At 40.4% G+C, this 21,287-nt stretch carries 26 protein-coding genes and 1 pseudogene; 22 read left to right on the forward strand and 5 right to left on the reverse strand.

Annotation, left to right across the window (positions count from 1 at the left end; translation table 11 throughout):
* Positions 1-59: 59 nt before the first annotated feature.
* Positions 60-1,218: pseudogene (locus NKI27_RS05380) on the reverse strand (IS3 family transposase).
* A gap of 602 nt (positions 1,219-1,820) precedes the next feature.
* On the opposite strand from NKI27_RS05380, the gene NKI27_RS05385 reads away from it, so the two are divergent.
* The 8 genes from NKI27_RS05385 (at position 1,821) to NKI27_RS05420 (ending at position 7,008) form a co-directional block, all read left to right on the forward strand.
* Positions 1,821-2,234: a hypothetical protein gene (locus NKI27_RS05385; protein WP_265048662.1), complete on the forward strand. Its 414-nt coding sequence runs from the start codon at positions 1,821-1,823 to the stop codon at positions 2,232-2,234.
* Positions 2,227-2,367 (forward strand): hypothetical protein, encoded by a 141-nt coding sequence (locus NKI27_RS05390; RefSeq protein ID WP_265048663.1) that lies wholly within the window; start codon positions 2,227-2,229, stop codon positions 2,365-2,367. Before NKI27_RS05385 ends, NKI27_RS05390 begins: the two co-directional genes overlap by 8 nt.
* Before the next feature lie 17 nt (positions 2,368-2,384).
* Positions 2,385-2,774, forward strand: coding sequence for a hypothetical protein (locus NKI27_RS05395; RefSeq protein ID WP_265048664.1), 390 nt, complete (start codon positions 2,385-2,387; stop codon positions 2,772-2,774).
* Positions 2,775-2,897: 123 nt separating this feature from the next.
* On the forward strand, positions 2,898-3,269 hold the full coding sequence (locus NKI27_RS05400) for a hypothetical protein (RefSeq protein ID WP_265048665.1): 372 nt from the start codon (positions 2,898-2,900) through the stop codon (positions 3,267-3,269).
* Positions 3,270-3,389: 120 nt separating this feature from the next.
* Positions 3,390-3,950 (forward strand): hypothetical protein, encoded by a 561-nt coding sequence (locus NKI27_RS05405; protein WP_265048666.1) that lies wholly within the window; start codon positions 3,390-3,392, stop codon positions 3,948-3,950.
* Positions 3,951-4,810: 860 nt separating this feature from the next.
* Positions 4,811-5,347: a TFIIB-type zinc ribbon-containing protein gene (locus NKI27_RS05410; protein ID WP_265048667.1), complete on the forward strand. Its 537-nt coding sequence runs from the start codon at positions 4,811-4,813 to the stop codon at positions 5,345-5,347.
* An 821-nt stretch (positions 5,348-6,168) separates the two neighbouring features.
* Positions 6,169-6,498, forward strand: a complete 330-nt coding sequence (locus NKI27_RS05415; RefSeq protein WP_265048668.1) for a hypothetical protein — start codon at positions 6,169-6,171, stop codon at positions 6,496-6,498.
* A gap of 138 nt (positions 6,499-6,636) precedes the next feature.
* A complete protein-coding gene (locus NKI27_RS05420) occupies positions 6,637-7,008 on the forward strand; it encodes a hypothetical protein (RefSeq protein WP_265048669.1) in 372 nt (123 codons plus the stop codon).
* 8 nt (positions 7,009-7,016) lie between these two features.
* Here the strand turns inward: NKI27_RS05420 and NKI27_RS05425 are convergent, their stop codons facing one another.
* Positions 7,017-7,157, reverse strand: coding sequence for a hypothetical protein (locus NKI27_RS05425; protein WP_265048670.1), 141 nt, complete (start codon positions 7,155-7,157; stop codon positions 7,017-7,019).
* Positions 7,158-7,898: 741 nt separating this feature from the next.
* Between NKI27_RS05425 and NKI27_RS05430 the strand changes: the two genes are divergently transcribed.
* From NKI27_RS05430 to NKI27_RS05475, 11 genes are all read left to right on the forward strand, one after another.
* Positions 7,899-8,420, forward strand: a complete 522-nt coding sequence (locus NKI27_RS05430; RefSeq protein ID WP_265048671.1) for an SMI1/KNR4 family protein — start codon at positions 7,899-7,901, stop codon at positions 8,418-8,420.
* 891 nt (positions 8,421-9,311) lie between these two features.
* Entirely contained in the window at positions 9,312-9,812 is a 501-nt protein-coding gene (locus tag NKI27_RS05435; protein WP_265048672.1) for a hypothetical protein, read from the forward strand.
* Positions 9,813-9,925: 113 nt separating this feature from the next.
* On the forward strand, positions 9,926-10,318 hold the full coding sequence (locus NKI27_RS05440; protein ID WP_265048673.1) for a hypothetical protein: 393 nt from the start codon (positions 9,926-9,928) through the stop codon (positions 10,316-10,318).
* A gap of 102 nt (positions 10,319-10,420) precedes the next feature.
* Entirely contained in the window at positions 10,421-10,858 is a 438-nt protein-coding gene (locus NKI27_RS05445; RefSeq protein ID WP_265048674.1) for a hypothetical protein, read from the forward strand.
* A gap of 1,030 nt (positions 10,859-11,888) precedes the next feature.
* Positions 11,889-12,350, forward strand: a complete 462-nt coding sequence (locus NKI27_RS05450) for a hypothetical protein (protein ID WP_265048675.1) — start codon at positions 11,889-11,891, stop codon at positions 12,348-12,350.
* A gap of 266 nt (positions 12,351-12,616) precedes the next feature.
* Positions 12,617-13,039: a hypothetical protein gene (locus tag NKI27_RS05455; protein WP_265048676.1), complete on the forward strand. Its 423-nt coding sequence runs from the start codon at positions 12,617-12,619 to the stop codon at positions 13,037-13,039.
* A 75-nt stretch (positions 13,040-13,114) separates the two neighbouring features.
* Positions 13,115-13,516, forward strand: a complete 402-nt coding sequence (locus tag NKI27_RS05460) for a hypothetical protein (RefSeq protein WP_265048677.1) — start codon at positions 13,115-13,117, stop codon at positions 13,514-13,516.
* 130 nt (positions 13,517-13,646) lie between these two features.
* Positions 13,647-14,045, forward strand: a complete 399-nt coding sequence (locus NKI27_RS19385; protein ID WP_406802929.1) for a GFA family protein — start codon at positions 13,647-13,649, stop codon at positions 14,043-14,045.
* A 519-nt stretch (positions 14,046-14,564) separates the two neighbouring features.
* The gene (locus NKI27_RS05465) at positions 14,565-14,897 is read left to right on the forward strand and encodes a hypothetical protein (protein ID WP_265048678.1); all 333 of its coding nucleotides are present in this window, start codon (positions 14,565-14,567) and stop codon (positions 14,895-14,897) included.
* A 159-nt stretch (positions 14,898-15,056) separates the two neighbouring features.
* The gene (locus NKI27_RS05470) at positions 15,057-15,785 is read left to right on the forward strand and encodes a hypothetical protein (RefSeq protein ID WP_265048679.1); all 729 of its coding nucleotides are present in this window, start codon (positions 15,057-15,059) and stop codon (positions 15,783-15,785) included.
* Between the two features lie 153 nt (positions 15,786-15,938).
* Positions 15,939-16,247, forward strand: a complete 309-nt coding sequence (locus NKI27_RS05475; protein WP_406802932.1) for a DUF6980 family protein — start codon at positions 15,939-15,941, stop codon at positions 16,245-16,247.
* Between the two features lie 1,002 nt (positions 16,248-17,249).
* Here the strand turns inward: NKI27_RS05475 and tnpC are convergent.
* Genes tnpC through tnpA form a run of 3 tightly spaced genes read right to left on the reverse strand, consistent with a single transcriptional unit; the run spans position 17,250 to position 19,537 of the window.
* A complete protein-coding gene (gene tnpC, locus NKI27_RS05480) occupies positions 17,250-18,845 on the reverse strand; it encodes an IS66 family transposase (protein WP_265048681.1) in 1,596 nt (531 codons plus the stop codon).
* Between the two features lie 24 nt (positions 18,846-18,869).
* Entirely contained in the window at positions 18,870-19,229 is a 360-nt protein-coding gene (tnpB, locus tag NKI27_RS05485) for an IS66 family insertion sequence element accessory protein TnpB (protein WP_265048682.1), read from the reverse strand.
* A complete protein-coding gene (gene tnpA, locus NKI27_RS05490) occupies positions 19,226-19,537 on the reverse strand; it encodes an IS66 family insertion sequence element accessory protein TnpA (protein ID WP_265048683.1) in 312 nt (103 codons plus the stop codon). The genes tnpB and tnpA overlap by 4 nt, the downstream gene beginning before the upstream one ends.
* Before the next feature lie 157 nt (positions 19,538-19,694).
* Here tnpA and NKI27_RS05495 point away from each other — a divergent pair, with 157 nt between their 5' ends.
* From NKI27_RS05495 to NKI27_RS05505, 3 genes are all read left to right on the forward strand, one after another.
* Positions 19,695-19,940 carry a hypothetical protein gene (locus NKI27_RS05495; protein ID WP_265048684.1) on the forward strand — a complete coding sequence of 82 codons (246 nt, stop codon included), beginning with the start codon at positions 19,695-19,697 and terminating at the stop codon, positions 19,938-19,940.
* A gap of 99 nt (positions 19,941-20,039) precedes the next feature.
* Positions 20,040-20,375, forward strand: a complete 336-nt coding sequence (locus NKI27_RS05500; RefSeq protein ID WP_265048685.1) for a hypothetical protein — start codon at positions 20,040-20,042, stop codon at positions 20,373-20,375.
* Between the two features lie 459 nt (positions 20,376-20,834).
* Positions 20,835-21,200, forward strand: coding sequence for a hypothetical protein (locus NKI27_RS05505; protein ID WP_265048661.1), 366 nt, complete (start codon positions 20,835-20,837; stop codon positions 21,198-21,200).
* Positions 21,201-21,287 lie beyond the last annotated feature (87 nt).

A 21,287-nucleotide genomic window follows, 5' to 3' on the forward strand; every position in this document is an offset into this window, starting at 1 on the left:
CAAAAAGACGGCCACGTTTATTAATTTCCCATGTGCAAGGCGTTAGGTGTGTGTTCTGGTCAACTCCAGCCGGACACTTTCCTAAAGGAATTCTCAAACTCAATTGGCGACTGATCAGCATTAGCTGAATGTAGTCGATCAACATTATAATATTTCATGTATTTTGTTACGTCTTCTTGCATATGTTCACGCGTTGGTTGCGGCACTTTAAGCAACCAATCATGTTTTAAACTACCGAAAAAACGTTCAACAACAGCGTTATCCCAGCACGCTCCAACATCACCCATGCTCGCACGACAATTTAACCTTTTCAATAAACGCCTACAAAGCCATTACTTGTGTATTGAGAGCCGCGATCACTGTGGAATACCACCCCTTTTGGAGGTTTTCGCAAGTGATGTGCTTTTGTTAGTGCTTTCTCCACTAGATTACGCGTCATGCGCTTAGATATATGCCAGCCAACAATACGGCGTGAATATAAATCCATCACAATGGCTAGATAAAGCCAGCCTTCACCTGTCTTTAAGTAACTTACATCGCCAGCCCATACTTGATTTGGCCCAACAGGGTTAAAGTTCATGTTTAGCAGGTTGTCTGCAACACTATCGCTATGTTTTCGTTTTGTTGTGACTTTATAAGCAATACGCTGGGTCACAACTAACTTCAGTTTTTTCATTAATTTAATTACGCGATAACGCGTTACTTTAAAGCCTTCTTTGCGTAATACCTTAACAAGCTCTCGACTACCCAAGCTGTTTCGACTTGCTTGAAACAAAACTTTAGTACGTCGATACAAGCGCAGTGTTTCATCGTTTATTAATTCACCTGGTTTTTTTAACCAAGCATAATAAGCGGATGAACTAACCTGCATTGCTTGGCACGCTATTGATATGGTGTACTTTGTACCAAGCTTACTGATAAATGAATATTTTATTTCATTTCTTTCGCAAAGAAGGCGCTGGCCTTTTTTAATATCTCACGCTCCATTTGTAAGCGCTTATTATCTTTTCTAAGCTGAATCAGTTCTGCTCGTTCATCAACTGACAGCATTTCACCTGAAGCCTGCTTTTTGTGTTTTACGACCCAGTTATATAAGATTTTGTCAGTGACGCCTAATGATGCGGCAGCCTCTACAACGGTATAATTTTGTTCGAGCACTAAAGCAACTGCTTCTTGTTTAAACTCGTCTGGATAACTTTTATTTGTTCGTTTAGTCATATTCACCTCAATAATAGGATTATATTCCATTATTAAAGTGTCCTGTTAATTCAAACACAACAAGTATCAATGTCCGAAGATAAATAAAAAAGCGTTGGGGGAATGAGTAACTTCGGAATAACATATTAAAGTCCGAAGTGAAATAAACCCCTAACAAGTAGCATCATAGGACAACAACAAAAGCGGCCAAAAAGAAAAGGCTGGCCACTTTTGCTGTTGCCCATGTGCAAAGCGTTAGGTGTGCTACCAGTCAGTATTTATGGCGGTTTTGGTTTAAAGCGTGTGCGGTTTCGAACCAAAACCAGTGCAAAAGTGAAGCATTGAAAGTACCGTACTTTAATACGCTTGAGTTGTGGGGCATCCCACATTAACGATTGAAATTAGCGTTTAAAATTCTTCGCTTCAGTCTTCGTGCAAAAAGGATGAAGTGGAGTAAATATTAGAAGGTATGGATCACGGGAATAAGAGACTTTGGAGAAAGTATCAAAGTCCGAAGTGACTTCCACACCTAACCAATAGCAGCATAGGACAACAACAAAAGCGGCCAAAGAGCCGGCCGCTTTTGTTGTTGCCCATGTGCAAGGCGTTAACTGTAGGTAGGCATGGACGACGAACTAGACTTTGAAAAATGGGAAGCAGCAATTGGTAAACTGATATTAGCCTGCTCACGTGTAGAGTATGAATTAATTCGACTCTATGAGAAGTGGTTGCCTGATAGGGTATATCACAAAGATGCGTATCTAAGCCGTTTTGATAAATCAATTGGTGTTGCAAGGCGGTCATTAAAAAACGGAGACACCATTTCCGAACTCCTAGTTCATATGAAAAAGGCAGCTAATATTAGGCACCTTATTGCTCATAACCCTATACATTATTCATCAGAAACAAATGACTTTCATATTTTTGATTTAAAAAATAATGAAAATTCTGTTTGTATTAATGAATTGCTGTCAATTTCAGAATCGATTGGAATCATTTCAACTGAACTTGCAGTGCAGCTGAGAATAAATGTATAAAACAGTTAACAAGGCCAAGCAACATCAGCCACTACGTGGCTTGGACAGCCTTGCAGCCGCGCTTTTTGTGCATGGCTTCGCCATTATTGCACAAAAATCACAACTACAAGTCTGCCGTTGTTGGCAGCGTTAGCTTTCTCTGAGAGTTTTATGAAAGATCCATGGAATCCAATTAATGAAGAGCTTAGAGAGTGGGCATATGATGCTGATTCGCTTTGGCCTACACAAGACTTTGATCTAGCAGTAGGCGAACTATATCTTTCGGATATTATTATAGAGTTGGCATCTGATAACAGCTGTCCCAAGCAACGCTTCTTCCTAAAATGTGCTTATTTGATCGTAGGTGATGCGGTAAGAACTGATTACCACACTGAAACTAGAGAAGACGTTAGTAATTTTCTGAAGCAAGCAAGTAAAACCGGTAATGTTTACTTATTAAAGTTTGTAGAGCATGCTAAAGAACTTATGAGTAATCCATCAAAATTTGATTATGATCAGTGGTGTGATGGAGGTCTTGCCAATGTGCAGTTCAAAAGCTAACAAGTTGCTGCAGCGGACAAAATGTGCTGTCACCTTTTTTGCAAAGAAACGCAAAAAAACTGCCAACAAATTTTGCCGTTGAGCTAAGCGTTAGAGGTTGGTCTTTAGGCAAAAGGAAGTAATATGAAAAAGTGTCCACATTGTGAAGAAAAGGCGATTCCATTATTGCACGTAATCGACTCGTCACCAGAAATTGGTGCCGTTTGCACTGGCTGTGGAAAGCAATCTAGCGTTGAATTTGGTGCTTCATTTCTGAATTTACTAATGCACTTCACGCTAATATTTTACGTATGGACAACTATAAAAAGTGGCAGTGAATACAGCCTTATAGGAACATATATTGTAATGGCAATTCTAATTGAAGCTGTTTATATTTGGACTGCTCCATTTTCAATAAAGCCAGACAATATGATTAAACTCATTAGCCGAAGCTTAATTGCAATAGTATTGGGGTTGTTGTCTGTATCCGTAATAATCGGACAATTAAACCTATAACAAGTAGCTCAATAGGACAAATATTCGCTGTCACTTTTTGTGCAAAAACACGCACAAAAACCGCCATCAAACATTTGCCCATTAGCAAAGCGTTAGCTGTAAATTATGGAAATTCTATAAATGTGCGAATGGATTGAATTATTATCGAAAGTAAATTGGTCAAATTGGGTTTCATCTTTAACAACCGTGGCGATATTTGTACTTGCCATTTTTCAATATCGTGAAACCAAAATAATCAATAAAATTCAGAAATCACTAAGTGCAATTGATCTAACTCCAAGTATTGATTTGCAATATATATTCAGCACTGGAACTCTTCTAATAAAAAATACAGGAAGGTCGCAACTTTATTTTTTTGCGTTATCAACTAATACAACAGGAAAAAAAGCTCAAGAAATTACAGCTAGACCTGAGGGCCAAAGAGTTATCGCTATAAATAGTTCATTTCCATTGAAATTTGATATAGAACTTAATAAGTCGGCATTCCTTGAGGGGCAGAAAAAGGATGTAGCGTTAAATGGCTTAGTTTACATTTCAAATTTACATGGCTCAAAATTTAGTATTAGTCTTACGGTAAAGTTAATTGCAAGTTTTTCGGGTGACTCTATAGCGCCAGTTATTCATGGCCAAGCTGCTTGGATTGAGGAAATGGTTGAATTAGAGTCTTTCCCATGGGAATAATCAGCTAACAAGGCCAAGCAACATCAACCACTTCGTGGTTTGGACAGCCTTGCAGCCGCGATTTTTGTGCATGGCTACGCCATTATTGCACAAAAATCACAACTACAAGTCTGCCGTTGTTGGCAGCGTTAGGTGTGCTACCAGACTGTATTTATGATGTTTTTGGCTTTAAATTGTGTGCGGTTGCGAACCAAAAACAGTGCAAAAGTTAAGCATTGAAAGTATCGTACGTTAATGCGTTTGAGTCGTGGGATAGCCCACATTAGCGATTGGAAATAGAGTTTAAAATTCTTCGCTTCGGTCTTCGTGCAATCAGGATAGAGTGGAGTGAAAATTAAAGGGTGTAGGTCACGGGAATAAGAGCCTTTGGTGCAAAGGTCAACGTCTTAAGTGACATCCACACCTAACAATAAGCAGCATAGGACAACAACAAAACCGGCCAAAAAGACGGCCGCCTTTGTTGTTGCCCATGTGCAAGGCGTTAGGTGTGCTAAATTATTGTATTTGTAGTGAATATTTCGAAGGGTTGTAGGTGTTCGAACCAAAATCATTGCAAAAGTTAAGTGCTGTAAATACCGTAATTTATTACGCTTGAGTTGTGGGGCAGCCCACATTAGCGTTTGAAAATAGAAATCAAAATTCTTCGCTTCGGTCTTCGTGCAAACACGCTAGAGTGGAGTAAAAATTAAAGGGTGTGAGTCACGGGAATAATAGCCTTTGGAGTAAAGGTCAAAATCTGAAGTGACGTCCACACCTAACAATAAGCATCATAGGAAAATTAATAAAAGCGGCCAAAAAGACGGCCACGTTTATTAATTTCCCATGTGCAAGGCGTTAGAATTTTAAAATAAGGAAGCATTATGCAGTGCCCAAAATGTAGAAATATAGATTTGAAGCCTACGAAAATGGAAGAAGGGCTTCCCGTTATGGGGTGCCCTGAGTGCGAGGGCTCTTTGCTGTCATTACTCTACTATCGCGATTGGGCGGAAAGAAATGAGCCAATAGAGCAGAGTGATAAAATTGATGCTGATGTAACTGTTGAAAGCGATGCTAAAACAGCACTTTCTTGCCCAAAGTGCAGTAAATTAATGACAAAGTACTCCATATCTAGCGATCACAAAAACCGTATTGACCTCTGTGGTTTCTGTGATGAAGCATGGCTGGACGGTAGTGAATGGAAGCTACTAAAGTCTTTAGAGCTTGCCCATAAGCTTCCAAAGGTTTTTACAGACCAATGGCAAAGAAATGTACGAGGGCAAAAAATGGAAACTATGAAAGTTGAGCGGTTGAAAAAGCTAGTTGGGGAAAGTGATACAGCTAAAGCCGTAGAGATAAGAGATTGGCTTAAAAACCACGAGAAAAAAGTGCCAATTGTTCAGTTCATAGGTTCGGAGTAAATAAATTCTAACCAGAAGCTCAAACGGACAAATATTCGCTGTCACTTTTTATGCAAAAACACGCATAAAAACCGCCATCAAACATTTGCCGTTTAGCAAAGCGTTAGGTGTGCTACCAAGCTGTATTAATAGTGTTTTTGTTTTAAAGCGTGTACGGTTTCGATCAAAAAACAGTGCAAAAGTTAAGCGTTGAAAGTATCGTATTTGAATACGCTTGAGTTGTGGGGCAGGCCACATCAACGGTGAATTTAGAATCTAAACGTCTTCGCTTCAGTCTTCGTGAAAAATGGATAGAGCGAAGTAAATATTAAAAGGTATGGATCACGGGAATAAGAGACTTTGGAGCAAGTACCAAAGTCCGAAGTGACTTCCACACCTAACCAAAAGCAGCATAGGACAACAACAAAATCGGCCAAAGAGACGGCCGCTTTTGTTGTTGCCCATGTGCAAGGCGTTATGTGTGCTAAGTCCTTGTATTTGTGATGTAAATTCCAAAGGATTGTAGGTGTTCGAACCAAATTCAGTGTAAAAGTTAAGTGCTGAAAATACCGTAATTTACTACGCTTTAGTTGTGGGGCAGCCCACATTAGCGATTGAAAATAGAAATCAAAATTCTTCGCTTCAATCTTCGTGCAAGATGGATGAAGTGGAATAAAAATTAAGGGTGTGGATCACGGGAATAAGAGCCTTTGGAATAAAGGTCAAAGTCCGAAGTGGCGTCCACACCTAACAATAAGCATCATAGGAAAATTAATAAAAGCGGCCAAAAAGACGGCCACGTTTATTAATTTCCCATGTGCAAGGCGTTATGAGCTGTAAGTATGAATGAAGAGTGGAACTTCGAAGAGAAATCATCAAGGTCAACCAAGGCCACAGTTTTACTGATAGTCTCTTTCGTAATTGGGGTTTCAGTTTGGGCCTACTTCTTTCCTGTTATTACTTATTCCGCCGTATTTTGGGTAGGTATTGTTTTAATGGGCTTACCTCTTTATTGTGCTGCTGAGGGTTTAGGTAACTTAGGTTTAGATCGTAAATTTATTAAAAACTGGCCTAGGTTTTTACGTTTAACTTATGGGGTTATTTGGGTATTAATTTGTATGGCTATTTGCATAGCTGTCATTGGTGTTTTGTCATCAATGCTCGTGCAATGACCGCAACTATGCTCATAACCAAAAGCACCAACGGACTCCATAATCTGTCGCGGTTTTTGCAAAGAAACGCAAAAAGCCCCGCCAAATTATTACGCCGTTGTGCTAGGCGTTAGAGGTCTTTAGGTAAAAGGAAGCATTATGAAAAAGTGTCCACATTGTGAAGAAAAGTCGATTCCATTATTGCACGTAATCGATTCGTCACCTGATATTGGTGCTGTTTGCACTAGTTGTGGAAAGCAATCTAGCGTTGAATTTGGTGCTTCATTTTTAAATTTACTAATGCACTTTACGCTAATTTTTTACGTATGGACCACTATAAAAAGTGGCAGTGAATATAGCCTTATAGGAACATATATTGTAATGGCAATTCTAATTGAAGCTATCTATATTTGGACTGCTCCATTCTCAATAAAGCAAGATAATATGATTAAGCTCATTAGTCGAAGCTTAATTGCAGTAGTGTTGGGGTTGGTTTCTGTGTCCGTAATAATCGGACAATTGAACCTCTAACAAGGCGTTCAATGATCAGCCAACAAGTTGGCTTGGACAGTCACTACTGCGGCCTTTTTGGTGTATGTCGCTTCGCGCCATTTTACACCAAAAATTCCTCCGCAGTGCCTGCCCATTAACGCGGCGTTATACGAAAAAATATGACTCATACTAAGCATCTTACACATGCAAGACTTCTACTTTTTGTTGGGAGTGCTATATTAGCAATATTGTTTTTCACCATTGTGGCATTAGAAGTATGGTCATTGATTGTGCCGTTTCTAATTGTTGCACTAATAGTAAATCTCCACATAGATTCAAAACTATCTGAATTTTGTTGTCCTCAATGTAAAAAACAGGTTTATTTAGCTTCAAAATCATATAAATCAGCAACAACTGGAAAGTGTCCTCATTGTGGGGTTAAGCTTGTATAACCAGTGCATGTTGCATCAGCCACTGCGTGGCTTGGACAGCTTTGCTACGCGGCTTCGCCGCTTCACAAAACTGCCGCAAATGCAGGCGTTAGGTGTGCTACCAGACTGCATTTATGGTGTTTTTTTCTTAAAACGTGTGCGGTTTAGTCCTAAAAGCAGTGCAAAATTTAAGTGTTGAGAATACCGTAAAGTTACCTGCTTGAGTTGTGGGGCAGCCCACATTAACGGTTGAAAATAGTGTTTAAAATTCTTCGCTTCAATCTTCGTGCAAGATGGATGAAGTGGAATAAAAATTAGAAGGTGTGGAACACGGGAATAAGAGCCTTTGGAATAAAGGTCAAAGTCCGAAGTGACTTCCACACCTAACCAGTAGCAGCATAGGACAACAACAAAAGCGGCCAAAGAGAAAAAGCTGGCCGTTTTTGTTGTTGCCCATGTGCAAAGCGTTATGTTTTCTAATCGCCCAAAAGGGGGAATATGAGTAATTATTTCAAAGATATATCTACTTTTTGGAAAGATAGTGACTATGCAAGAGAAGAGTATATAAACGAAACGCCAAGTGCTGAATTGGTTAAAGAAATAGAAAAAGAGCTTGGATACAAACTCCCTGATTCTTATGTCGAGTTAATGCAAAGCCAAAATGGCGGTATCCCTATAAATACATGCTTCCCAACAAATGAGGCTACGTCTTGGGCAGATGATCACGTAGCAATTCACGGCATTCTGGGAATAGGTAGAGAGAAAACCTATTCTCTTTGTGGTGAGGTTGGCAGTAAGTTCATGATAGATGAATGGGAATATCCTGATATTGGTATTTACTTCGGCGATTGCCCATCAGCTGGTCATGATATGTTTTGCCTAGACTATAGAGCCTGCGGCAAAAATGGAGAACCACAGGTGGTTCACGTAGATCAAGAAGATGATTATAAAATTACCTTTTTAGCAAGCAGCTTCGAAGAATTCATTAAAGGGTTAGTTAATGATGAGGCCTTCGATTAAAACAAAAAACATAACAAACAGCTCCACCGGACTCCGTAATGTTTGCACCTTTCCTGCAAAAATACGCAGTAAAGTCGCCAACATTACTACGCGCGGTGAGCTGGGCGTTAGTGGTTCCAAATCGCATATTTTTAAGTGGTCAGTTGTTTAAAGCGTCCTAGTTTTGGGGCGCTAAATCGCAGGTGTTTTGAATTCAGTTCTTAAACGAACGCTTGCGGTAAGTTAAGTTGAGCCAATCGGCATTTTTTAAATGTGTACGTTTCGTTTGGCTGGGTAAATCGTCATAATCTGGCGGTACAAAATTAAAGGTAGTGATGGCTAACTGGAACTAATTCAAGCCATCAATATTTAAACCGTTAGTACCTAGAACTAGGGCAGTTCTAATCAACATCCTAGGGCTACAGCACTAACCAGGCTAAGCAATGGACTCCGCAAACTGTCACGCTTTTTGTTCCAAAAAGCCCGCCAGTTTGCTCCGCCATTGTTAGCGGCGTTAGTGGTTCCAAACCGCATATTTTTAAGTGGTCAGTTGTTTAAAGCTTCCTAGCTTTGGGTAGCTAAACCGCAGGTGTTTCGGGTTCAGTTTATAAGCGAACGCTTGCGGCAAGTTAAGTTGAGCCAATCGACATTTTTTAAATATGTACGTTTCGTTTGGCTGGGTAAATCGTCATAATCTGGCGGTACAAAATTAAAGGTATCGAAGGCTATCTGGAACTAATTCAAGCCATCAATATTTAAACCGTTAGTACCTAGAGCTAGGGCAGTTCCAATCAACATCCTAGAGCTACAGCACTAACCAGGCTAAGCAATGGACTCCGCAAACTGTCACGCTTTTTGTTCCAAAAAGCCCGCCAATTTGCTCCGCCATTGTTAGCGGCGTTAACCACTAATATGATATCGAACAAAGTTTCAAATCAGAGTGCAGAAATCAAGATCGAACATGAAAAGTGTTCTGATCCTAATTTATGTCGCGATAAAGAAATATTTATTGAGTCTAATAGCTCTGATAACAATACATTAACTACGCTGACTTTTAATGATCGTCTAAAAATATTCGTATTCTGGGAGTCATTTTCTTCAGCCGAGTTTTTTGATGTCCTTTATGTTCCAGAAACAGAAGTGTTATTTTTAGGGTGTGGCTCTATTAGCGCAAGAGTTTCGACTATAGCTAGTAAGCTTATCGGCCTAGAACATGTTTGTCTGTTTTGGGCGCTAACTCGGCAGAATAATTATGTTCTTGAAACAGGTGAACTTGATTGTTTCTTATATACATTAGATGGCAAAAAGGTCTCAAGCACAGCCGTTGACCCACCATATGAAATGGAAGTCACAGATCAAGGAATTAAATTCACGTCTATTGTCGTCGGCACAACTTGGTTACGTTATGATTAAAATGGTTAACCAGGCGTTCAACACGGACTCCGTAATGCTGTCACCTTTTGTGCAAAAAAAACGCACAAAAACTGCCATCATTACTCCTCCGGTTAACGCGGCGTTAGGCACTCATGGAACGACAAGAATTATTAGACACTATTGAAGAGATAGAATTCTTTCCGGAAAGGAAAGATGAGCTTTTTTCTTATCTAGAAAATTACCTTCATAAGAAGGATTTTGAAGTAATAGAAAAGCTCCTTAGAGCCGGTGCGCAGCCAAACTCTAAAGACGCGCTATCTGATTATTTTTTGTATCTGTTGCACGAGTATCAAGTTGAAAAAGCAATAAATGGTAGTCTCATACTTACCATAATTGATTTGCTTTTAAAGCATGGTGGCAATCCAAATCGCGTGGCGATGAACAACTGGCGGGCATATGATTATGCCGTTGCTTACGAAGTTTCAGAAGTTGCTAATTTATTATTAAGGTATGGTGCCAAGCCAGAAATCAGGCCAAAAATATAAAGTGCCTAACCAGAACATCAAAGATCGCCAGACAAGCTGGCTGGACCTCCACTGCTGCGCAGTTCCGGCCCTTTATGTTGGCGTTATATTTGAGGTTAATAATTGAGCCCTGACTATTCAACGTACTCTGATAAAGAACTTGCAGAAGCATTTAGTTCAATTGATAGGCTAAAATACCCTGCTAACTTTGAGACCTTAAAAGAAGAAATAACTTTGAGGAAGTACAGTGCTGAATATACAAATAAAAGTAATGATCAGAGTCAAAATATCGAGTCTATATTTCGCAGCACAAGAAAAAAATACTATGTTGCAGTAATTGTTTTAGTTGTTAGCCTTGTTTCTATTTTTTTTATAACAGTCGGAACTGGTAATCACGTGTTAGCAACACCAATTCTAATTTTCGTTTATTTCTTAGGTAATTATTATCTATCAAGGCTGTTAAACTATAAGTGTCTTAACTGTAATCAAGCAGCTTTACGTAATAAATTTTCACCAAACCTTACCGGTCGATGTGCACATTGTGATGCAAAAATACCGTAAAGAAATATAACCAGAAAATGTTTAGGACAAATAATGCTACGCGCCTACGGCACTCCACATTATTTGCCCAAAATTTAAGCGTTAGGGGTCTTAAAGCCATATAGTTACGTCAGCCTAAGCGTCAAAAAGAGTACGCCGCAGTGAAGCAAAGCTGCAAAGGTTAGCCCGTGTTAAAAGCAAAAGTTTGCATGTGAATTTGACGTAAACTAATACGCTTTAGTTGTGGGGCAACCCACTTAAAGGATTGAAGTTGAGAAATAATGTTCTTCGCTTAGGTCATCGTGCAAAGTGGATAAAGCGGAATAAACATTAAAAAGTGTTAGTGGAATACGAGACTTCGGAGTAAGTATCAACGTCCGAAGATAATTAAAAAATCGTTGGGGGGAATGAGTAACTTCGGAATAACATAGTAAAGTCCGAAGTGAAATAAACCCCTAACAAGTAGCATCATAGGACAACAACAAAAGCGGCCTAAAAGAAAAGGCCGGCCACTTTTGCTGTTGCCCATGTGCAAAGCGTTAGGTGTGCTACCAAGCTGTATTTTTGGTGTTTTTGTTTTAAAGAGTGTGCGGTTTCGATCCAAAAACAGTGCAAAAGTTAAGCGTTGAAAGTATCGTACTTTAATACGCTTGAGTTGTGGGGCAGCCCGCATCAACGGTGAGCTTAGAATTTAAACGTCTTCGCTTCAGTCTTCGTGCAAAAAGGTTGAAGTGAAGTAAATATTAAAGGGTGTGAGTCACGGGAGTAAGAGACTTTGGAGCCAATATCAAAGTCCGAAGTGACTTCCACACCTAACAAGTCGCAGCAAGGGACAACAACAAAACCGGCCAAAAAGACGGCCGCCTTTGTTGTTGCCCATGTGCAAGGCGTTATATGTCCGGAGGGTAAGGTGGAATTAGCAATAGTTTCTTGTATCTTGGTAGGGCTTGCTGTTGCGTGTTTAGCTATTGGGGATTTATTGAAAAAGTTCTTACCAAATCTAGATGGAGTATTTCCAGCCGGAGTGCATGTCTTGGCTTAAGGTTTATATATGATTAAGAAAACAGTTCTAGCTTTAGCCCTCTTCGGAGGGCTTATATTGCTAGGTGCTTATTCTTACGTTACTTCAATCCCAAAATTGAAACCTCCTGTAGTGATTGGAGAAGTATGGGCTATGTCTGATGGAGGCTCTTTAATTGCTTCATTTGTAGACTCTAATGGGGAAGAATTCCGTTTTGGGATTATTGGTGATCTTCATACAGACGTTGGTAAATTTCCCCTGTTCTATATGCGTAGTCAAAATTTACTTCCTTATAATTATTCTCCAGCATTAATGAGTGATGAAGAAAAAGACTTTGCGCTGTTTTTAGAGGCTTGGTTTCAACAGAGTGTCACTCCTGAACTATTTGCTAGGCTAGAGCGGCATGACTTCGATAGTTATGATGAAAAAGAAATGGAAGTTGCTATTATCTATGGAATCTATGAAGAAATTCGTAGAAGAAACCAACCTTAACCAGCAAATGTTTAGGACAGCTTTGCTCCACGGCTTCGCCGTTCCACAAACCTGCCTAAAATTAGGGCGTTAACTAAAAAAATATGAACTCAATCGCACTAATAAAAACGATCGCATTAATAGGGCTTTACGTTGTTCCCCTTTTTATTTTGATTGTATCTTTCTTCTCAAGGAAACCACTGAAGCCTTGGGTATATATTTTTCAATCAATATCTTTGTTATTTTGTTCTTCAGTGCTTTTGGTCATGGTTCAACAGCTGAAGACAATGTCTGATGAGCTGGACGAAAAAGACCTAAATATGAAGTTTGGGCAGATTATGGCTGCTCAAAATCATATTAAGATGAATCAGGCACTTATTATAGACCTTATCGAAAACGGTGAGTCCGAATTGGAGTTCAGCGCGAAGTTTGATTCGCCGAAAAATCTTCTTGATGATGAAGAGAAAGCCGATAAAGACTACTTCGACTCCTTCCTTTTTATTTTTGAAGTTATAAGTGCTTTGTTTGCAATACCGTTGGCTGTCAACTTCTTCGTGCATGGAGTAACCTCGAGGCACTTCACGACTAATGTGTATGAGGTCCCAAAATCCCTCTACAGTAAGATTTCGCGTCTAGAATCTGGACTAAGTACACTGATAGGGCTTAATTTTATGCTAGTCGTTGTGGTTCTTTTCGGTGTATTTAGTTAACAAGTTGGTCAACGGGATGCCAACTACGCTGCGCTCCGTTGCCACCCGTTACCAAAGCGTTAAGCACTAAATAATATGAGCTACGATATAGAGTTCCCAAACCCATTTTGGCTGGGCATCAAAATCAAAGAAACTGAAGATAAGCTTCCGTCTCTTGGTTGTGAGGTTGAACTAAAATTAGAGTTGCCCCGAGGTAGCTTTACATACTCTGCAACTGATATGTGGTTTGAGTGCGCAATACTTGATGAGTTTTTGGCGCAACTAAAAAAGATTAAAAGTGGGCAAGCTAGCAAGGCTGAGTTTTACGATATGGATAGAGAGCTATTGCTTACAATTACAAATCAAGAAATCCAATTGTCGGTTCATCGAATACATAGCGAAATGGGTTCTGGTTATATGGAATTCAAGAAAGATTTCGACCCAGAACTAATACATCAATATATAGCCCACATAGAGAGTTTCGCGAAATGGTGGTAAAAATGCTTAACCAGTGCATCTTGCCGGACTTGGGTAAACTGTCACCTTTTGTGCAAAAATACGCACAAAAGCCGCCAATTCACCCAAGCCGCAAATTCAGGCGTTATGTGAAAAGTACTGAGGAAACATCATGAAAGGTAGTTGTCTCTGCGGCGGAATAGAATATGAAGTCAGTGAACTAGATTCACCGATTCAGCATTGTTCTTGTAATACGTGCAGGAAAGCACATGCTGCGGCGTTCAATACGGCATCAGGAGTTCAACGTAGTAATTTCCGATGGTTAAAAGGTGAATCATTGCTTTCTAAATTTGAATCATCACCGGGAAAAATAAGGTGTTTTTGTTCAAAGTGCGGAACTCACTTGATTAAAGAGAAGGAGGGAAGTTCAGTTCTAGTCTTGAGGGTGGCAACTCTTGATGAAGATCCTGGTAAAATACCAGAGCTCAGAATTTGGTCTTCACATGAAGTTCCTTGGTTAAACTACACCTCAGCAATGCCTACTTACGATGAGTGGGAACCAGGGAGATGAAATCACATAACAAGGCGTTCAATGATCGCCCAACAAGTTGGGCTGGACAGTCACTACTGCGGCCTTTTTGGTGTATGTCGCTTCGCGCCAGTTTACACCAAAAAGTCCTCCGCAGTGCCTGCCCATTAACGCGGCGTTAGGTGTGCTACCAGACTGTATTTATGGTGTATTTGGTTTTAACAGTGTGCGATTGCGATCCAAAACCAGTGCAAAAGTGAAGCATTGAAAGTACCGTACTTTACTACCTTTGAGTTGTGGGGCAGCCCACATTAACGGTTGAAAATAGTGTTTAAGATTCTTCGCTTCAATCTTCGTGCAAGATGGATGAAGTGGAATAAAAATTAGAAGGTGTGGAACACGGGAATAAGAGCCTTTGGAATAAAGGTCAAAGTCTGAAGTGACGTCCACACCTAACAAGTAGCAGCATAGGACAACAACAAAAGCGGCCAAAGAGAAAAAGCCGGCCGTTTTTGTTGTTGCCCATGTGCAAAGCGTTATGGTCATTGAAAGGAGTCAATTGTGATCATTAGTTGGTTTATAGTGATTATAGCTGTTTTAGCTTTGTTACCAAATTTGATGCCAGGTGCAGTCTCATTATTTGGGTTATTGCTATCGTTAATTGCATTGCTACTATCAGCACTTAGTACAAAGGAAGGAGGTACGGCCTTCTTTAAAACAACAATGGTTATTACTGCAATTGCTATTTTGCTCGTAAATGACACATTAAGGTTATGGGGTGCTATCGAAACCCCAATAATGATAAAAGTATTTTTGTATATAATGATTTTAGTCGCATATGTATTAAGTGTGCTGATCGTTAAAAAATACAGACAAAACCAAAAAACAAATTAGAGCATGGTGCTAGCAACTAAATTCAATGCCAGTAGCTAACATCTAGCCATAACAAGTAGCTGCAACGGATTCCGTATTTTTGTCACTTTTTTTGCAAAGAACCGCAAAAATAGCGCCAAAAATACTACTCCGTTGAGCAAGGCGTTAGCAAACTAAATTATGACAAAATATTTTATCAAATTATTCAATTTAACCGTACTAACACTAGTTCTCTCGGGATGTGCAATAAGCGAAGTGTATAATGTTAATATTCCCGTTCGAGCTTCTGGTAAAAATATCACATATTCACAGATCAAATATCCGGATTTTTCTTTACATGTACGACTGTTAAATGATGTTCAAACCTACGAACACTTTCTCATTACCGTAATTCCAGTATATTTGAGCTTTGAGGATAAACCAAAAATAAGTTATCTCAGAAAGCGCGAACCATACAATAGAGAAAAAGAATTCCGTATTTTGTTAGCAATTATGCCAGAGTCTAAAGGCTATCAGCTTTACCCTAACAACATTGAACTGAGAATAGATGATAAAACGATAAGCCCAGTAAAAATAGAAGGACCTATCCATTATTTCCCAGACAAAAATATTGGATTCCCAGAAGACTGGAGCGAGGAAATATTAAAAGAAAAAGTCCAAGAGGGTTATGTTTTTTCAGTAATGAAACAAGAAGAACAAAGCCTCGATATTAACGAAGATCTAAAAATATCATTAGCTAGAACAGGGCTATGGAGTTGTTACGAGTTAGTCTTTAATCATCCAACTCCTTCCACTGATAGAAAATTTAACCTAAAAATCGATGGTTTATCAAAAGAAGAGCAAGAAATAAGCATTCAAAGCATTGAATTTAAAGAAACTATTTTTAATGATATTGGTTCAATACCATAAAATTGCTAACAAGGCGTTCAATGATCAGCCAACAAGTTGGCTTGGACAGTCACTACTGCGGCCTTTTTGGTGTATGTCGCTTCGCGCCATTTTACACCAAAAATTCCTCCGCAGTGCCTGCCCATTAACGCGGCGTTATGTGTGTAAATAGATATGAATAATCACTGTTGCTCAGATATGGAAAACTCATTAACTTTAAATTGTGACCAACACACAGATGAGTATTCTTGCCCAGATGTCTTAATCAATTACTCTGATAAATTCGATGAGTACGGGTTAATAATCCATGATGGCGGCAATAGTTCACTATTGATCCAATATTGTCCTTTTTGTGGCACCAAAATGCCCGAGTCAAAAAGAGACTTGTGGTTCGACACGCTCGAAAGTATGGGGTTTGATGACCCAGCAGAACAAGAAATTCCTGAACAATTTAATAGCAGAGATTGGTATGAAAGCACCTAGCATCAATTATGAAGTGCGACAATCACATAACAAGGTGTTCAATTGGGAATTGGGCAAGCTGTCACCTTTTTTGAAAAAACACTCAAAAAAGTCGCCATCTCACCCAATCCCATTAACACGGCGTTAGGTGTGCTACCAAGCTGTATTAATAGTGTTTTTGTTTTAAAGCGTGTACGGTTTCGATCAAAAAACAGTGCAAAAGTTAAGCGTTGAAAGTATCGTATTTGAATACGCTTGAGTTGTGGGGCAGGCCACATCAACGGTGAATTTAGAATCTAAACGTCTTCGCTTCAGTCTTCGTGAAAAATGGATAGAGCGAAGTAAATATTAAAAGGTATGGGTCACGGGAATAAGAGACTTTGGAGCAAGTACCAAAGTCCGAAGTGACTTCCACACCTAACCAAAAGCAGCATAGGACAACAACAAAATCGGCCAAAGAGACGGCCGCTTTTGTTGTTGCCCATGTGCAAGGCGTTAGGTGTGCTACCAGACTGTATTTATGGTGTATTTGGTTTTAACAGTGTGTGATTACGATCCAAAACCAGTGCAAAAGTGAAGTGCTGAAAGTACCGTATAATTAAAGGCTTTAGTAGTGGGGCAGCCCACATTAGCGATTGAGATAAGCATTTAAAATTCTTCGCTTCAATCTTCGTGCAAGCACGCTAGAGTAGAGTACAAATTAAGGGTTTGGATTACGGGAATAAGAGCCTTTGGAATAAAGGTCAAAGTCTGAAGTGACGTCCACACCTAACCAGTAGCAGCATAGGACAACAACAAAAGCGGCCAAAGAGAAAAAGCCGGCCACCTTTGCTATTGCCCATGTGCAAAGCGTTAAATGCCAATATGAAACAGACAATCAATGCTCTAATCATCATTTTATTGTTTGTGCTCAGTGATATGGAGTCAGCCAATAAAATTGAGTCAGTTGTTATCCCTATACTCATGTTTCTTGCTATTGGGGTTTTCATCTATAAGCACTACAAAAAGCGCGGTAAGCGGTAATTAAACCCCACCTTGCGGCAGTGTTTCATTCATGAGCAAGGTTGTCAGGTTCTGATTCCAAGGCAGCAACGCCTCTACGTCATCAACACTACTCACGCGCGGTAGTTCGGTAAACAACTGCTTAAGATAAGCATAAGGCTCCAGCCCATTCGCTTTAGCCGTTTCAATAACGCTATAGATTCTTGCACTGGCGTGAGCCCCTCTCGGTGTATCACTAAACAACCAGTTCTTACGACCGATTACGAACGGTCGGATAGCATTCTCCGCGATGTTGTTATCGATATTCAAGCGGCCATCTTCCAAGTAAGTCGTCAGACGTGACCAGTATTTGTGCAGATAATTCAGGGCCTTTCCCAATAATGTGGTTGGTGGGACAGCAGGCAAGGTTTTATCCAGCCAGTGTCTCAGCTTTTCGAGCACGGGTTTCGCCTTCTCTTGCCGCATTTGATAACGGTTTTCTGGTGTCGCATCTTGATAAGCTCGCTCTAACCCATACAGCTTGCCAATCATGTCGATAGCGACATCAACCTTACTGCGCGTTTTGGCTTTAGCTTTAGGTTGTGCTTTTTTAGCCTCCATAAACTTACGCCGAGCGTGAGCCATACAGCAGAGTTGAGTAACGCCTGGTTGTGATGCCACCGCGTTATAGCCTTCATAACCATCCGTTTGCAGATAGCCTTGATAGCCAGACAGCAGGCGCAGGGGTACCTGACCGGAACGACTCTGATCATAATCAAACAAAATAATGCGCTGTTGCGGCGGCCCTGCCACTTGAACCCACATATAGGATTGGCTACTGGCCGGTTTATCGGGCTCTTTCAGCACCTTAACGACCGTTTCATCGCAATGAATAACGGGGCTTGCCAGTAGCTGATCACGCATCAGGTTGATAAGCGGTTGTAGCAACTCGCTGGAGCGGATCACCCAGTTAGCCAGTGTTTGCCGTGGAAGGTGAATGCCTACGCGTTTGAACATTCCTTCCTGTCTGTATAGCGGTAATGCATCTTGATACTTCGATACCGCAATATGAGCTAACAAACCCGCACTGGCATTACTCTTTGGAATGGGCTGAGCAGGTTTGAATGCCGTTTTGACCTTATCTTCGCAGGCCTTGCAGGCATACTTCTTTTGGATATGCTGAAGTACACGTATTTTGGCAGGAATGATGTCCAGCTGTTCGGAGGTTTCTTCACCTATTTCCGAGAGTTGGCAGCCGCAAGGGCATTGACGCTCAGACTCAGGAAGATCATGGATGACTTTAACGCGAGGTAGCTCAGACGGTAATGGCTTACGGCCACGAGTCTTGGCTTTGGTCTTTGTCTCAGGACTGAGTATAGCTTCCGCATCCAACTCAAGAATGGGGTCTTCTGCGGTTTCTTCCGTTTCATTGAAGAGTTCACCCTGACCTGGCGCTTTCTCGCTTTGCGAGGCAAATTTACGATGCAGGAACAGACGCCACTGCTCTTCTAATTGCTCTACGCGAGCCTGCTTCTTATCGACCTCAGCTTGCTTTTCATCCAACAGGTTTTGCTGCTTTTGGACTAAAGCTTTAAGGCTTTCAACATCGTTAGGTAGGTTGTTTGGGTTGATTTTCATGGCCTGTATTATACCTGATTACGCTTAGATAACCGACTGATAATTCAGGGTTTGGTGAGGTTTATTACTCCATAAATCAAAGCCATCCAATAGCCAGTTTAGTTCCTGAGTCGTCAGGGTAATAACATCAGACGCTTGTTTATTTGGCCACTTAAACCGTTCTTTATCTAAGCGTTTATACCAGAGACAAAAACCATTGCGCTCCCAATACAGTACCTTGATTTTATCACGCTGACGGTTACAGAAAGCGAATAGCGCTTTCTCGAAAGGGTTCAGTTCCATCTCCGCTTCGACCAGGATGGCCAAGCCGTTAATCGACTTTCTAAAGTCCACGGGGTCTTTATGCAGGTAGACGGTAATCGATAAGTCATCAGGCCTCATCATGACAACGGACCACCCGTCGTCATTTGTAAGCGGAACTTACCCCAGGCAACGGACAAAGAGAAAGCGACAGGGTGCGCCCTAACCGTCGCCGTTTTTTGTGATGGTGTAACGAGGGCTTTTGCAAAAGCCGTTGTAGATTCGGTTTGCAGAAAACCTTTGCGGCGAAGTTCGTGTTTATAGCTGTAAAGCTGTGATACTTTCAGGTCATGTTGATCACAGTAAGCGGGAGCGGTTAGCTTCTTCTGCTCGCACTGCTGTATGTGGTTGAGCCAGTAGGCTTGTTTTTTTGTGAGTGCTGATTTGCTCATGATTTTGCCTCATAATGAATGAAGCTTGAGCGTATTTGAATAACTTCGCAGATGTTAGGTGGGGATTATTGAGCGCTTACAAAGCGCGGGCACGATGACACTCCGTCAAATCCAGGTAGTGGTTATTTCTAATTAATTGCTAAAGGCTAAGCTCAAGGTGTCAACGGAACTGCAAATCACATTAATCGCAACAGCATTTATTGTCTTTAATCTATCTTATGTTTATTGCTGGGCAATGGCGGCCACTTATTATCAGGGGCCGCGCATGGAAGTCTTGCTTCAAGCGATGGTTTTTCATCGCAACAAATTTAAACCCGAAGGTTTGGTTTATCGTCGGCGCATGATTTACCATCAAATAGTAATTATGGCTTTGTTCTTCCTTTATGGGGCTGTCGTTCAGTGATCAAAGCATTTAACAAGTTTAGCCTGCCTCGCCCCGGAAAAAGCCCCGGGGCTGGACTCGCTATCGCTCGCCGCAGCTAAAGGCGTTAAGAGTCAATAAATGCAAGCAATCAGAATATCCCTAATCTCAGCAATAGTAATAACGTCATTGCTAATTTTCTTTGGTTTTTACCAGTATTTTGGCCTTGGTAACGAAAATGTTATTAGAGGGCCTGCTGATTCAGGCTTTACATTTATTGCATTATTTCTCATTCTTGTTTTTTTCTTCGTTGTGGCTTTATTGAGCTTTGTTCCATCAGTAATTGGTCTCTTTAGGGTTGGTTCAGTCCAAACTAAATTTGTTCCAATACTGGTAGCAATAGGTAGTATAGTTATTTGTTTTACCATACTATTTTATTCAATATTACCAGCAATAGACGCGGCAAACGGCGGATGAATAAAACTCTTAACTAGAACATCAAAGATCGCCAGACAAGCTGGCTGGACCTCCACTGCTACGCAGTTCCGGCCCTTTATGTAAGCGTTAGGTGCTCTAAAGGTCTATGGCTACGGTAGCTTGAGCGTCAATAAGGGTACGCCGCAGTTAAGTATCAAAGCAAAAGTGAAACACCGTAGTAGCGAGTAAAAATAGCCGCTTAGGTTGTGGGGCAACTCGCATTAAAAACTGCATCAATAAATTAAAATTCTTCGCTCAGTTCAATGTGCAAAATTAAAAGGACTGAGTAAAAATTAAAGAGTGTTAGGGTTAAAATAATAAACTTCGGAGAAACGAGTCAAAGTCCGAAGTGATTTCAGCACCTAACAAGTCACATCATAGGACAACAACAAAAGCGGCCAAAGAGCCGGCCACTTTCATTGTTGCCCATGTGCTAGGCGTTATACGTAAAAGAACATTATGAATAAATCAAATTTTGTACTCATTGTTATACTTATTAGCTTTCTAGTGAGTGGGATAGTAGAAGGTATTTTTAGCTTTAGTATTTCAGACCAGCAAGCTATAACTGTGGCCCACTCAATATTTATTGCTGTTTGTGTTTTTATTTGGTGCGGCCGGCATGCTAAGGAAAATGAGTTACGAAAAATTGGTGGTTATAAAGTTTTTTGTGCGGTATTTCCAATAATAGGTGTACCTGTATACTTTTTCCGTTTTTTTGGCTTTAAATCTGGAACTGTGAAAACAGGAAAAGCATTGTTCTATCTTCTATTGATCGTCATAGTCATTGCTTTACCTATTATTTTTATACCGAAATTAATAGGCTAATATTAACTCTGGAATGAATAATCGTATAACCAGGCAATCAAAGATCGCCCTTACAGGGCTGGACCTCCACTGCTACGCAGTTCCGGC

The sequence above is a fragment of the Alkalimarinus alittae genome (assembly GCF_026016465.1).
In the GTDB taxonomy this organism is placed as follows: domain Bacteria; phylum Pseudomonadota; class Gammaproteobacteria; order Pseudomonadales; family Oleiphilaceae; genus Alkalimarinus; species Alkalimarinus alittae.

Bases quoted from the DNA above. Each gene is read 5' to 3' on its own strand.
- NKI27_RS05385 (WP_265048662.1), top strand. From the start codon at position 1,821: ATGGACGACGAACTAGACTTTGAAAAATGGGAAGCAGCAATTGGTAAA.
- NKI27_RS05390 (WP_265048663.1), top strand. From the start codon at position 2,227: ATGTATAAAACAGTTAACAAGGCCAAGCAACATCAGCCACTACGTGGC.
- NKI27_RS05395 (WP_265048664.1), top strand. From the start codon at position 2,385: ATGAAAGATCCATGGAATCCAATTAATGAAGAGCTTAGAGAGTGGGCA.
- NKI27_RS05400 (WP_265048665.1), top strand. From the start codon at position 2,898: ATGAAAAAGTGTCCACATTGTGAAGAAAAGGCGATTCCATTATTGCAC.
- NKI27_RS05405 (WP_265048666.1), top strand. From the start codon at position 3,390: ATGTGCGAATGGATTGAATTATTATCGAAAGTAAATTGGTCAAATTGG.
- NKI27_RS05410 (WP_265048667.1), top strand. From the start codon at position 4,811: ATGCAGTGCCCAAAATGTAGAAATATAGATTTGAAGCCTACGAAAATG.
- NKI27_RS05415 (WP_265048668.1), top strand. From the start codon at position 6,169: ATGAATGAAGAGTGGAACTTCGAAGAGAAATCATCAAGGTCAACCAAG.
- NKI27_RS05420 (WP_265048669.1), top strand. From the start codon at position 6,637: ATGAAAAAGTGTCCACATTGTGAAGAAAAGTCGATTCCATTATTGCAC.
- NKI27_RS05425 (WP_265048670.1), bottom strand. From the start codon at position 7,157: ATGAGTCATATTTTTTCGTATAACGCCGCGTTAATGGGCAGGCACTGC.
- NKI27_RS05430 (WP_265048671.1), top strand. From the start codon at position 7,899: ATGAGTAATTATTTCAAAGATATATCTACTTTTTGGAAAGATAGTGAC.
- NKI27_RS05435 (WP_265048672.1), top strand. From the start codon at position 9,312: ATGATATCGAACAAAGTTTCAAATCAGAGTGCAGAAATCAAGATCGAA.
- NKI27_RS05440 (WP_265048673.1), top strand. From the start codon at position 9,926: ATGGAACGACAAGAATTATTAGACACTATTGAAGAGATAGAATTCTTT.
- NKI27_RS05450 (WP_265048675.1), top strand. From the start codon at position 11,889: ATGATTAAGAAAACAGTTCTAGCTTTAGCCCTCTTCGGAGGGCTTATA.
- NKI27_RS05455 (WP_265048676.1), top strand. From the start codon at position 12,617: ATGTCTGATGAGCTGGACGAAAAAGACCTAAATATGAAGTTTGGGCAG.
- NKI27_RS05460 (WP_265048677.1), top strand. From the start codon at position 13,115: ATGAGCTACGATATAGAGTTCCCAAACCCATTTTGGCTGGGCATCAAA.
- NKI27_RS19385 (WP_406802929.1), top strand. From the start codon at position 13,647: ATGAAAGGTAGTTGTCTCTGCGGCGGAATAGAATATGAAGTCAGTGAA.
- NKI27_RS05470 (WP_265048679.1), top strand. From the start codon at position 15,057: ATGACAAAATATTTTATCAAATTATTCAATTTAACCGTACTAACACTA.
- NKI27_RS05475 (WP_406802932.1), top strand. From the start codon at position 15,939: ATGAATAATCACTGTTGCTCAGATATGGAAAACTCATTAACTTTAAAT.
- tnpC (WP_265048681.1), bottom strand. From the start codon at position 18,845: ATGAAAATCAACCCAAACAACCTACCTAACGATGTTGAAAGCCTTAAA.
- tnpB (WP_265048682.1), bottom strand. From the start codon at position 19,229: ATGATGAGGCCTGATGACTTATCGATTACCGTCTACCTGCATAAAGAC.
- tnpA (WP_265048683.1), bottom strand. From the start codon at position 19,537: ATGAGCAAATCAGCACTCACAAAAAAACAAGCCTACTGGCTCAACCAC.
- NKI27_RS05500 (WP_265048685.1), top strand. From the start codon at position 20,040: ATGCAAGCAATCAGAATATCCCTAATCTCAGCAATAGTAATAACGTCA.
- NKI27_RS05505 (WP_265048661.1), top strand. From the start codon at position 20,835: ATGAATAAATCAAATTTTGTACTCATTGTTATACTTATTAGCTTTCTA.